This window comes from Cedecea sp. FDAARGOS_727, assembly GCF_012273235.1.
GTDB classification, from domain to species: domain Bacteria; phylum Pseudomonadota; class Gammaproteobacteria; order Enterobacterales; family Enterobacteriaceae; genus Cedecea; species Cedecea davisae.
Window position 1 is genome coordinate 2433206 of record NZ_CP050966.1, and the last position, 11927, is coordinate 2445132.

Genomic DNA, 11927 nt, shown 5'->3' on the forward strand with positions numbered 1-11927 from the left:
TCTAAATGGAATGAAATAAGGAAATAACGGGAGAATTTTATGAAAAAGAAAATGCATCTTGAAACCCAGCTGGTCACCGCAGGGCGTGAAAAACGCTATACCCAAGGCGCGGTAAACGCGGTAATTCAGCGCGCCTCTTCGCTGGTTTTTGACAGCGTTAAAGACAAAAAATTTGCCACCGCCAACCGGGCGAAAGGCGAGCTGTTTTACGGGCGCAGAGGCACGCTGACGCATTTCTCCTTCCAGAAGGCGATGACCGACCTGGAAGGCGGAGCCGGGTGCTCGCTTTATCCGTGCGGCGCGGCTGCGGTCACCAATGCGATTCTGGCCTTCGTCAGCGGCGGAGACCATATCCTGATGACCGGCGCGGCCTATGAGCCAACGCAGGACTTCTGTAATAAGATCCTGAATAAATTCAATGTCTCAACGACTTACTATGATCCAATGATCGGAGCCGGGATCGCCGGGCTTATTCAGCCGAATACCCGGGTCGTTTTCCTGGAGTCTCCCGGTTCTATTACCATGGAAGTTCAGGACGTTCCCGGCATGATTAAGGCAATCCGCGCCGTTAACCCGGAAATTGTCATCATGCTGGATAACACCTGGGCCGCAGGCGTGTTGTTCCGCGCCCTGGATTACGGCGTGGATATTTCGATTCAGGCGGGAACCAAATACACCATCGGCCATTCGGACGGCATGCTGGGCACGGCGGTGGCCAATGAGCGTTGTTGGGATCGCCTGCGCGAGAACTCATACCTGATGGGCCAGACGCTTGATGCTGATACGGCGTATATGGCCGCCCGCGGCCTGCGTACGCTGGGCGTGAGGCTGAAGCAGCATGAGGAAAGCAGTATCGCGATTGCCCGCTGGCTGTCGGCTCATCCGCTGGTGGAGCGGGTGAATCATCCCGCGCTGGCCGAATGCCCGGGGCACTCGTTCTTCGCGCGTGATTTTTCAGGCAGCTCCGGCCTGTTCTCCTTTGTGCTGAAAAATCGCCTGTCGGACGAGCAGCTTGCCGGTTATCTCGATAACTTCACATTGTTCCATATGGCGTATTCCTGGGGCGGGTTTGAATCGCTCATCCTCGCAAACCAGCCGGAAGAGCTGAACGAAATTCGCCCGGCCGGAAAGGTAGACTTCACCGGCACGTTGGTGCGCGTGCACATCGGCCTGGAAAATGTTGAAGAACTGATAGCCGACCTGGAAGCCGGTTTCGCCCGCATTGCCTGATTTCCCGCCTTCGCCGCCCGCAGGGGCGGCTTTTCCTCCCGGGTTATTCCGCTATTCCCCTTCGCTTGGAATAAAATATTCGTGATTATGCTCACGCACATGGAATAAAATATTCCATACTATGCACAGCAGAACACACTAATGGATGTCCCGATGAAGATTAATTTAACCAAACTGGTCACCGAAAGCCGCAACCCGGCGAGCGCGGCGATCGATACGCTGCCTACTTTAGAAATGCTTGCGGTTATCAATAACGAAGATAAGCAGGTGCCGCTGGCGGTGGAGGCTACGCTGCCGCAAATCGCTCAGGTAGTGGATAAGGTCGTTGAGGCTTTTGCTCAGGGCGGCAGGCTTATCTACAGCGGGGCAGGAACTTCCGGGCGCCTGGGGATTCTGGATGCAAGTGAGTGCCCGCCAACTTACGGAACCCCGCGTGAGCAGGTTGTAGGGCTGATTGCTGGCGGCCATCCGGCCATTTTGCAGGCGGTAGAAAACGCCGAAGATAACCGTGAAATGGGCGAGCAGGATCTGCGTAACCTGGATTTTAACGCTCGCGATGTGCTGGTGGGTATTGCCGCCAGCGGCCGCACGCCCTATGTGCTGGGCGCGATGGCCTACGCAAAAAGCGTGGGCGCGACGGTAGCGGCTATCTCCTGTAATCCGGGCAGTGAAATGAGCCTGGCGGCGGACATCGCCATCGAACCGGTTGTCGGCCCGGAGGTGGTTACCGGCTCTTCACGCATGAAGGCGGGCACCGCGCAAAAGCTGGTGCTGAATATGATAACCACCGGCTCGATGATCCGCAGCGGCAAGGTGTACGGCAACCTGATGGTGGACGTAGAGGCGACCAACGCCAAGCTGCTCCAGCGCCAGGTCAATATCGTCGTGGAAGCGACGGAATGCACCCCGGAGCAGGCCGGACAGGCGCTTAACGCCTGCAACCGTCACTGCAAAACGGCGATCTTCATGCTGCTTAGCGGCCTGTCAGCCGAAGCGGCAGGCGAGCTGCTGGCGAAAAACCAGGGCTTTATACGCAAAGCATTGCAGGGGATAAACGGATAGCTATGGCGAAAATCACCGGCTCGATGATTGAACAGATCCTGCGCCTGACGGGCGGCAGCGGCAACATCATACTGTGCGGCAACTGCATGACGAGGCTGCGCCTGACGCTTAAAGATCGCGATCTTGTGCAGCATGACGAGTTGAAGATCATCCCCGGCGTGCTGGGCGTGGTCAACGGCGACGATCAGCTGCAAATTATTCTTGGCCCCGGCAAAGCACAAACCGCCAGCGAGCTGATGAACGGTATGCTGAAGTCGGGAGCCGTGAGCGAGCCGGAGAAAGCTGAAAGCGCCAATTTACAGGCGCTAGCCAGCCAGAACAAAAAGCAGATGAAGGCAAAGCAGAACAGTGCGGTGCATAACTTCCTGACTAAGTTCGCCACCATTTTTACCCCGCTTATTCCCGGCTTTATTGCCGCCGGGCTGCTGCTGGGGATAGCGACCCTGCTGCAACAGACCCTGATTGTGGAAGGCGTTACGCCGGCGGCCTGGCTGCCGCAGCTGATCGCCTACATGAAAGTGTTCAGCATCGGGCTGTTTACCTTCCTGAGCATTCTTATCGGCTTTAACACCCAGAAGGCGTTTGGCGGCACCGGCGTTAACGGGGCGATAATCGCTTCGCTGTTTATCCTGCGCTACGTGCCGGAAGGCAAGGTGGGCTATTACGCGGGGATGGACACCTTCTTTGGCCTGGCTATCGACCCGCGAGGCAACATTATCGGCGTGCTGCTGGCCTGTATTCTCGGGGCGTGGATCGAGCGCCAGGTGCGGCGGATGATCCCCGACAATCTGGATATGATCCTTACCTCAACAATCACGCTGCTCATCACCGGGGCGATAACCTTTGTGGCGATTATGCCGATAGGCGGCGAGCTGTTTAAGGGCATGTCGTGGCTGTTTATGCACCTCAACGGCAATCCGTTTGGCACGGCGGTGCTGGCGGGGCTGTTCCTGATCGCCGTGGTATTCGGTATTCATCAGGGCTTTGTTCCGGTCTATTTCGCGCTGATGGATGCCCAGGGCTTTAACTCGCTGTTCCCCATTCTGGCGATGGCAGGTGCGGGGCAGGTTGGCGCGGCGCTGGCGCTGTTTGCCCGCTCGAAGAAAGGCTCGGTGCTGCGTACGCAAATCAAAGGCGCCATTATCCCCGGCCTGCTGGGGATTGGTGAACCGCTGATTTACGGCGTAACGCTGCCGCGTCTTAAGCCGTTTATTACCGCCTGTATCGGCGGCGGCATCGGCGGGTTCTTTATCGGGCTGGTGGCCTGGCTTGGGCTGCCGGTGGGGCTGAATACCGTGTTTGGCCCGTCCGGGCTGGTGTCTATCCCGCTGATGACTTCCAGCCAGGGGATCTTCGCCGGAATGGCGGTTTACGTCGCCGGGATCTTTATTGCTTACGCTGCCGGTTTCGTGATGACCTGGTTCTTCGGCAGCAAGAACGTTGATTTAAGCTAAGCCGTTACGTTTTTGACGCCTGGCGCAGCGTAGAAGCAGACATAAACAGCTGCCGCCCGGCAAGCGCCGGCATTGGCTAAAACCTTCGAACATCTGCGCTTTCGTGCAGAACGAAGCGCGGATCGTGCCGCAGCCTGGAGGCATTTTTTCCATTGCTGGCCAGCGACTATCGATAGCCACTTTTTTTCTAATGACGGAAAGGCATTAGCGATAATTTTTTATTCTTTTATGGAATCGTTGCTGTTGGAAATACTGCTCTCTCCCCCGAGACAGGAGCAGGATCATGGCAGCAAAACGACACTCACTCTGGCTGGTAGCACTGGCCCTTATTGCCACTCAGGCCCACGCCGTGGACGTTACCGTGGCGTACCAGACATCCGCAGAGCCTGCCAAAGTCGCCCAGGCCGACGATACTTTTGCCAAAGACAGCGGGGCGAAGGTGGAATGGCGCAAATTCGATAGCGGCGCAAGCGTGGTGCGCGCCCTGGCCTCCGGCGACGTGCAGATAGGCAACATCGGCTCCAGCCCGCTTGCCGTGGCCGCCAGCCAGAACGTGCCGATAGAAGTGTTCCTGCTGGCCTCCCAGCTTGGTAACTCCGAGGCGCTGGTGGTTAAAAAAGCGATTAAAACCCCGCAGGATTTGATAGGCAAACGCATCGCGGTGCCGTTTATCTCCACCACCCATTACAGCCTGCTGGCTTCCCTCAAACATTGGGGTATTAAGCCGGATCAGGTTCAGATCCTTAATCTTCAGCCTCCGGCGATTATTGCTGCCTGGCAGCGCGGCGACATTGACGCAGCCTATGTCTGGGCGCCTGCGGTAAATGAACTGGAAAAAGACGGCACGGTACTGACGGACTCCGCCCAGGTAGGTCAATGGGGCGCGCCAACGCTTGATGTCTGGGTTGTACGCAAAGACTTTGCCGAGAAACATCCTGACGTGGTGACCGCCTTTGCCCGCGGCGCAATTGCGGCGCAGAAGGGCTACATCGATAACCCGGACCAATGGCTCAAGCAGCCGGATAACCTGAGCAAACTGTCGCGCCTGAGCGGCGTGCCGGAAAGCGATGTGCCGGGGCTGGTGAAGGGCAATACCTACCTCACCGCGAAGCAGCAGGTTGAGCAACTCAGCGGGCCGGTTAATAAAGCGATTGTCGATACCGCGCAGTTCCTGAAAGAACAGGGCAAGGTTCCGGCGATTGCGCCTGATTATAGCCAGTTTGTGACCGACCGCTTCGTGAAGCCGCTGGCGCAGTAAACGGACAGGAGGCACGGCGATGTTACAGGTTTCGCATCTCAGCGCCGAGTACGGCGGCAAAGCGGTACTCGACGATATCAATCTGACGGTGGATGAGGGCGAGCTGCTGGTGGTGCTCGGCCCTTCCGGCTGCGGCAAGACGACGCTGCTTAACCTGATCGCCGGTTTTGCGCCTTATCACTCCGGCAGCATTACGTTGCAGGGTAAAACGGTTGAAGGCCCCGGCGCCGAACGCGGGGTTGTTTTTCAAAACGAAGGGCTGCTGCCGTGGCGCTCGGTGCTGCATAACGTCGCTTTTGGCTTGCAGCTTGCCGGGCAGGCTAAAGAGCAGCGTGAAGAGATAGCGCTCGACATGCTGCGCAAGGTTGGCCTGGAAGATAAAGCTAAGCGAGCCATCTGGCAGCTTTCCGGCGGCCAGCGGCAGCGGGTCGGCATTGCGAGAGCGCTGGCAACGAAGCCGCAGCTGTTGCTGCTGGATGAACCTTTTGGCGCACTGGATGCTTTCACCCGCGAGCAGATGCAGACCCTGCTGCTCAAGCTCTGGCATGAAAGCCGCCGCCAGGTGTTGCTGATAACTCATGATATTGAAGAGGCGGTGTTCCTGGCAACGGAGCTTGTGCTGCTTTCACCGGGGCCTGGGCGCGTGCTGGAAAGGCTGCCGCTTGATTTTGGCCGCCGCTTTGCCGCCGGGGAACCGTGCCGCAGCATTAAATCCGACCCCGAATTTATCGCTAAACGTGAATATGTGCTGAGCCGCGTATTCGAACAGCGGGAGGGCTTCTTATGAGCGTTGTGATTCAGGATAAACCGGCTCGCCGCCGCCTTGCTTTGCGCTGGCCGCTCTCCCGCCAGCTTACTCTCAGCGCGGGCACGCTGGTTACGCTGGTGCTGCTGTGGTGGTGGGTAGCCGCCCAGCACTGGGTAAGCCCGCTATTTCTGCCGCCGCCGGGGCAGGTTCTGGCGAAGCTGATTACCATCGCCGGGCCGCAGGGCTTTATGGATGCCACGCTCTGGCAGCATCTGGCCGCCAGCCTGGGGCGTATTCTTACCGCCCTGGCAGCGGCGGTGCTGATTGGTATCCCGGTGGGGATTGCTATGGGGCTTAGCACCACGGTGCGCGGCATCCTCGACCCGCTTATCGAGCTGTACCGCCCGGTGCCTCCGCTGGCCTATTTGCCGCTGATGGTGATTTGGTTTGGTATTGGCGAGACTTCAAAAATCCTGCTGATTTATCTGGCGATTTTCGCTCCGGTGGCCATGTCCACCATGGCGGGGGTGCGCAGCGCGAAACAGGTTCGTATTCGTGCGGCGCAGGCGCTGGGCGCTTCCCGTTTACAGGTTATCTGGCACGTCATTCTGCCTGGCGCACTCCCTGAAATTTTGACCGGGTTCCGCATCGGGCTGGGCGTGGGCTGGTCCACGCTGGTGGCCGCCGAACTTATCGCCGCCACGCGCGGGCTGGGATTCATGGTGCAGTCTGCCGGAGAGTTCCTGGCAACTGACGTGGTGCTGGCCGGTATCGGCGTGATAGCCGTTATCGCATTTTGTTTAGAACTGGGGCTACGCGCATTGCAGCGCCGGTTAACCCCCTGGCATGGAGAAGGACAATGAGTGAAAAAGTGAACATTAAGCCATTGGGGCCATACATCGGAGCGCAGGTTAGCGGCGTGGACTTGACACGCGGCCTGAGCGATAACCAGTTCGAGCAGATTTACCAAGCGTTGATTCGCCATCAGGTGCTGTTTTTCCGCGAGCAGGAAATTACGCCCTCGCAGCAGCGCGCCCTGGCCCTGCGCTTTGGCGACCTGCATATCCACCCGGTTTATCCGCATGCCGAAGGCGTGGAGGAGATAATCGTGCTGGATACCCACAACGACAATCCGCCGGATAACGATAACTGGCACACCGATGTGACCTTTATCGAAACGCCTCCGGCAGGGGCAATTCTTGCCGCGAAGCAGCTGCCGGAAACCGGAGGCGATACGCTGTGGACCAGCGGCATTGCGGCCTATGAAGCGCTGTCTGAGCCGTTTAAAAAGCTGCTTTCCGGGCTGGAAGCGGAGCATGATTTCCGTAAATCCTTCCAGGAATACAAATACGCCCATAACGAAGTCGAGCACCAGCGCTGGCGCGAGGCGGTAGCGAAGAACCCGCCGCTGCGCCACCCGGTTATCCGCACCCACCCGGTCAGCGGCAGGCAGGCGCTGTTCGTTAATGAAGGCTTCACCACCCGCATCGTCAACCTCACGGAAAAAGAGAGCGAAACGCTGCTCGGCTTCCTGTTCGCCCATATCACCAAACCCGAGTTCCAGGTTCGCTGGCGCTGGCAGCAGAACGATATCGCCATCTGGGATAACCGCGTAACGCAGCATTACGCCAACGCCGATTATCTTCCGGCTCGCCGCATCATGCACCGCGCCACTATCCTGGGCGATAAGCCTTTCTGGCGCGGCTGATTCAGTCTTTGAACTTGTGATTGTTTTTTGTTCTTTTGGTGGTTATTATACCCACTAAATTTCACTTCAGGGATGAAGGGATGACCAGCGCAGAATTGATAAGGATGTTGAAAAGAACGGGATGGGTACATGTCCGCACAAGGGGAAGCCACCATGTCTTTGAAAAAGTGGGTGAGTCCTTTCCCATTGTGGTGCCTCATCCAACTAAGGACCTTGCTGCGGGGACGTTGCATAAAATCCTCAAGCAACTGGGCGAGAAATGAATAAGTGGTGTGCACAAGAGGTGCCACTTTCAGGAGAGATGAACGTATGAAATATCCCGTATATTTACATCAGGCCGAGAGTGGTAGCTGGTCAGGGTTTGTGCCGGATATAAAGGGATGCTACTTCGCCGGTGACACGATTGATGACGCTATCGACGATGCTCACGGCGCGATTAACACTTACCTGGAATACCAGAGCGAAAAAGGCCAGACTGTCCCAGTTGCCAGAACAATAAACGATTACCGAAATAATGAAGATTGTCAGGGCGGAGTTTGGGGGTTCGTTGATATCGATATATCCAGATACGAAGGGAAAGCGGTTAAGCTAAATATCACTTTACCGCAGTCTTTGTTGGCGAGAATTGATACTTACGTGAGCAGTAACGCTGAGTACAGTAGCCGAAGTGGTTTTCTGGCCGAACTGGCTCGCCGTGAATTAATCAAACGTCTGTGAGTTTTTCATGATAAGGCCCGCGTTATGCGGGCCTTATGCATTGATAATTTAAGCCCGAACCTTCACCGCGACCAGTAAAGCCGTCAGCAGCATCAGGCTGCCGGAAAGCATCAGCGGTGCGAGCAGGCCGAGGTTGTCCAGCGCCAGGCCGCCAATCGCGGCGCCGCAGGTGTTTGCCAACTGAATGACGGCAACCTGAATAGATCCCGCTTTTTCCGCCTGGTCCGCAAGAGAACGGGTGATCCACGTTGACCAGCCCACCGGGACTAATGCAAAAGCCAGCCCCCAGACGATGGCGATTGTTGAGGCGACAACTTTATTTTCTCCCCACAGCACCAGTACAGCCGCGCTAATGGCGAGAATAAGCGGGGCGCAGGCCAGCGCCAGTTTCAAAGAACGTTTTAATACCGGGGCGGAAAACGAAGTGCCGACGAAGCTGGCTATCCCGAAGCTCAGCAACACCAGGGTGAGGCCGTCGACGTCAAACCCGCTCAGGGTCATATAAATCGGGCGGATGTAGGTAAAGAACGAGAACTGCCCGGCAAAGGCCATAAAGATAGCCAGCATGCCCGCCAGCACGCCTGGGCGTTTTAGCAGGCCGAACATATTTTGCTTCTGTTGGGTGGACTCGCCCGGTAAGGACGGAAGCGCTTTCCACACCCAAATAATACAGGCCACGCCCATCAGCGCGGCGGCGTTGAATACGTTACGCCAGCCGATAATACCGCCGAGGAAACTGCCAAGCGGGGCGGCAATCACCAACGCTATAGACACCGCGCCAAAGATAACGGATAGCGCTTTTGGCACGGTACGCGCCGGAACCAGCCGCATGGTGAGCGAGGCGGACATCGCCCAGAAGCCACCGAGCGCCAGCCCCAGGCAGGCACGCCCCAGCAGAAGCAGTGAGAAGCTACCGGCAAATGAAACCAGCAGGCAGGAGAGGGTGAGCAGCACCGCAAACATCAGCACCACGCGGCGGCGGTCGGCGGTGCCAATAATATTGGTGACAAACAGGCTGGCGAACATCGCCACAAATGCGGTGACGGTAACCGACTGCCCGGCAACACCTTCCGAAATCGACAAATCCTGCGCCATCGGCGTCAGCAGGCTGACCGGCAGAAATTCAACGGTAATCAGACAGGCGACGCAAAATGCGATGGAGAATACCGCCGACCAGTTGGGGCGGGTTATCGAATTAGCCGGGATGGCGTGGGGGGCGGTCTCATTCATCCTGAAATCCTGGTAAGTTTTGATAGCAAGCCGCTCAGTGTATCATCGCTTGCGCAACGCCTTTAACGATTTGGCAACTTTCCCCCTGGGCGAATCCGAAGATTGAAACCCACGCTCTCCAAAATGAAACAAAAAACATACAAAATTAACAAAAAACACACAAAAATCCCAATGCTTATGTTGAGTGTAACCCCCTAAATAAGCGAGGCTTTAGGTCTTTTTCCCCTGTTATTCCGAATTATCGGCACGGTGCATTCTTAGGTCTTATTAAGACCGGGCTTATATAACATAAAGAATCAGCATCTATGACTTAATCAAAATTTGGATTAATTTACCCTCACTTCGTAAAACACCACGAATACTTAAAAATTTCATTTTATTTATTAAGGACAAGTTGTTCTGCCGGGCTTAATTAGAAGTCATGGAATTGCTTGCCTTTAATTTGATGAAATTTATGAGCTATTAAAGGACATTCCTACAGGATGTGGGAAGTGGGTTATTCGGCCTTGTCTGGCCGATAATGATTCAAACGGAATAATGAAGGATGCATTAACCGGATGTGCATTTTATAAATGAAGGAATACTCATGAAATTAAGCAAAATCGCCGCTTCACTGGTTGCCACTCTTGCCCTGGTTAGCGCTGCTGCTAACGCTGCCGATCCGGTAACCGTCAACGGTGGCACCGTGCACTTCCAGGGCGAACTGGTTAATGCCGCCTGTGCGGTAAGCACTCAGTCTGACGGTCAGGTTGTAAAACTGGGCCAGTACCGTACCGCTGCTTTCACCAAAGTGGGCGATACCTCTTCCCAGATCCCATTCAACATCGTGCTGACCGACTGCGATAGCACCGTTGCGGCCACCGCTTCCGTTGCCTTCTCCGGCCAGACTGATGCGACCGACCCAACTCTGCTGGCGGTTAACTCCGGCGGCAACGCGACTACCGCAAAAGGCGTGGGTATCGAGATTCTGGATCGTACTTCCAAGACTCTGGCACCGAACGGCTCTACCTTCTCTACCGCTCAGACCCTGAACGACGGCGAGAACACCATTCCGTTCACCGCGCGTTATAAAGCGACCGCAGCAACCGCGACCGCTGGTCTGGCAAATGCCGACGCTACCTTCGTAATGAAATACGAATAATCGGCGACGGTTGAAATCTCAGGGATGATTCAGCCTCAAGGAAGAGGCCTGCCCGACGCAAGCCCGGAGAGGACGATAATGATAAGGAAAATCCTGCTTCTGGTCATTCTGGCAGCGGCGAACCCGGCTCAGGCAAAGCGGGTGGTAGTTATCAACGGTGGCGATGTGCATATGCAGGGCGAGCTGGTTAACGGCGCCTGCGCCGTCGCGCCGGAAAGCCAGGAAATGACCGTGCAAATGGGCCAGTACCCAAGCAACGCTTTCAAAGATGTTGGCAGCTACGCGCCGCCCAGCATTCCTTTTACGCTCCGGCTGACCGACTGTCGCCCGGAGGTTTATGACCACGTTGGCATTGCGTTTCAGGGCTCAACGCCCGCCGAAGATCCTCAGGTCTTTCTGGCAACGTCCAGCGTGACCGGCAATGACGCCAGCAGCGGTATTGGCCTTGCGTTATTTGACCAACAGCAGCAGCTGATTATTCCCAACAGCGAGCCGGCAACTTATTTGCCGATTACCACTCAGGAAATGAGTGTTCATTTCACCGCTCGCTATCGCTCGGTCTCTAAACATATGACGCCGGGAAATATTCGTTCTGACGTTTGGTTCACGCTGGTTTATCCCTGAATCAGCGTTTTTCCGTTCCTGGTTATTTTAATGGTATCTGTCGTGATGAACATATTATGTAAGGCCGCTTCGGCATTAACGCTTTCTTTAATGATGATTTCTTCTTATGCCCAGGCGGCCGGTGGTATTGCCCTTGGTGCGACGCGAGTTATTTATCCCGCCGACGCAAAGCAAACTTCTTTGGCTATTACCAATAGCGATCCTAAAGAACGCTTCCTGGTGAACTCCTGGGTTGAAAACGATCTCGGCCAGAAAGATAAAAGCTTTGTTGTTACCCCGCCGCTGTTTGTTAGCGAGGCAAAGAGTGAAAACACGCTGCGTATTATCTACGTAGGGCCGCAGCTGCCGGGCGATCGTGAATCCATCTTCTGGATGAACGTGAAGGCTATCCCGTCGGTGGATAAAAACAGCGTTGAAGGCAAGAACGTACTGCAACTGGCGATCCTCTCGCGCATCAAGCTGTTTGTTCGCCCTAAGAATCTTCAAATGCAGCCTGAAGATGCGGTGAAGCAAATCCGCTTCGCCCGCAGCGGGCAGTACCTGAAAATCAGCAATCCTTCGCCTTATTACGTTTCGCTGGTCAACCTGAAGCTGGGTAATGAAAAGCTTCCTAACACCATGGTTGCGCCGAAAAACAGCACTCAGGTTGTCGTGCCTTCGGGCGTGCAGGGGGCGGTTAGCTTCCAGACCGTAAATGATTATGGCGCAGTGACCAAAGCACAACCGGGCGTAATGCAGTAAAAGCCAGGCTGGCA

Annotated in this window: 13 protein-coding genes; 12 read left to right on the forward strand and 1 reads right to left on the reverse strand. The window is 55.8% G+C overall.

Translation table 11 applies throughout. The features are described 5' to 3' along the window. The first annotated feature begins 39 nt into the window (after window positions 1-39). From metC to FOC35_RS11665, 9 genes are all read left to right on the forward strand, one after another. Window positions 40-1230: a cystathionine beta-lyase gene (gene metC / locus FOC35_RS11625; protein WP_172568959.1), complete on the forward strand. Its 1191-nt coding sequence runs from the start codon at window positions 40-42 to the stop codon at window positions 1228-1230. Window positions 1231-1383: 153 nt separating this feature from the next. After that, window positions 1384-2292: an N-acetylmuramic acid 6-phosphate etherase gene (murQ, locus tag FOC35_RS11630; protein WP_172568960.1), complete on the forward strand. Its 909-nt coding sequence runs from the start codon at window positions 1384-1386 to the stop codon at window positions 2290-2292. Between the two features lie 2 nt (window positions 2293-2294). Beyond that, on the forward strand, window positions 2295-3746 hold the full coding sequence (gene murP / locus FOC35_RS11635; RefSeq protein WP_172568961.1) for a PTS N-acetylmuramic acid transporter subunit IIBC: 1452 nt from the start codon (window positions 2295-2297) through the stop codon (window positions 3744-3746). 283 nt (window positions 3747-4029) lie between these two features. Continuing rightward, window positions 4030-5004, forward strand: a complete 975-nt coding sequence (tauA, locus tag FOC35_RS11640; RefSeq protein WP_172568962.1) for a taurine ABC transporter substrate-binding protein — start codon at window positions 4030-4032, stop codon at window positions 5002-5004. A 19-nt stretch (window positions 5005-5023) separates the two neighbouring features. Continuing rightward, window positions 5024-5791, forward strand: coding sequence for a taurine ABC transporter ATP-binding subunit (gene tauB / locus FOC35_RS11645; protein ID WP_016538258.1), 768 nt, complete (start codon window positions 5024-5026; stop codon window positions 5789-5791). Further along, window positions 5788-6615: a taurine ABC transporter permease TauC gene (gene tauC, locus FOC35_RS11650; RefSeq protein WP_016538257.1), complete on the forward strand. Its 828-nt coding sequence runs from the start codon at window positions 5788-5790 to the stop codon at window positions 6613-6615. The genes tauB and tauC overlap by 4 nt, the downstream gene beginning before the upstream one ends. Continuing rightward, on the forward strand, window positions 6612-7460 hold the full coding sequence (gene tauD / locus FOC35_RS11655) for a taurine dioxygenase (protein ID WP_172568963.1): 849 nt from the start codon (window positions 6612-6614) through the stop codon (window positions 7458-7460). Before tauC ends, tauD begins: the two co-directional genes overlap by 4 nt. A gap of 80 nt (window positions 7461-7540) precedes the next feature. After that, window positions 7541-7723, forward strand: coding sequence for a type II toxin-antitoxin system HicA family toxin (locus FOC35_RS11660; protein ID WP_172568964.1), 183 nt, complete (start codon window positions 7541-7543; stop codon window positions 7721-7723). Window positions 7724-7769: 46 nt separating this feature from the next. Then, entirely contained in the window at window positions 7770-8177 is a 408-nt protein-coding gene (locus FOC35_RS11665; protein ID WP_172568965.1) for a type II toxin-antitoxin system HicB family antitoxin, read from the forward strand. A 48-nt stretch (window positions 8178-8225) separates the two neighbouring features. Here FOC35_RS11665 and nepI read toward each other — a convergent pair whose 3' ends face one another. Further along, on the reverse strand, window positions 8226-9407 hold the full coding sequence (nepI, locus tag FOC35_RS11670) for a purine ribonucleoside efflux pump NepI (protein WP_016538253.1): 1182 nt from the start codon (window positions 9405-9407) through the stop codon (window positions 8226-8228). A 586-nt stretch (window positions 9408-9993) separates the two neighbouring features. Between nepI and fimA the strand changes: the two genes are divergently transcribed. From fimA to fimC, 3 genes are all read left to right on the forward strand, one after another. Continuing rightward, window positions 9994-10548, forward strand: a complete 555-nt coding sequence (fimA, locus tag FOC35_RS11675) for a type 1 fimbrial major subunit FimA (protein ID WP_016538252.1) — start codon at window positions 9994-9996, stop codon at window positions 10546-10548. A gap of 78 nt (window positions 10549-10626) precedes the next feature. Then, on the forward strand, window positions 10627-11172 hold the full coding sequence (gene fimI / locus FOC35_RS11680; protein ID WP_039898837.1) for a type 1 fimbrial protein subunit FimI: 546 nt from the start codon (window positions 10627-10629) through the stop codon (window positions 11170-11172). A gap of 45 nt (window positions 11173-11217) precedes the next feature. Then, complete coding sequence (gene fimC / locus FOC35_RS11685; protein ID WP_115586328.1) at window positions 11218-11913, forward strand: type 1 fimbria chaperone FimC; 696 nt, start codon at window positions 11218-11220, stop codon at window positions 11911-11913. The last annotated feature ends 14 nt before the right edge of the window (window positions 11914-11927 follow it).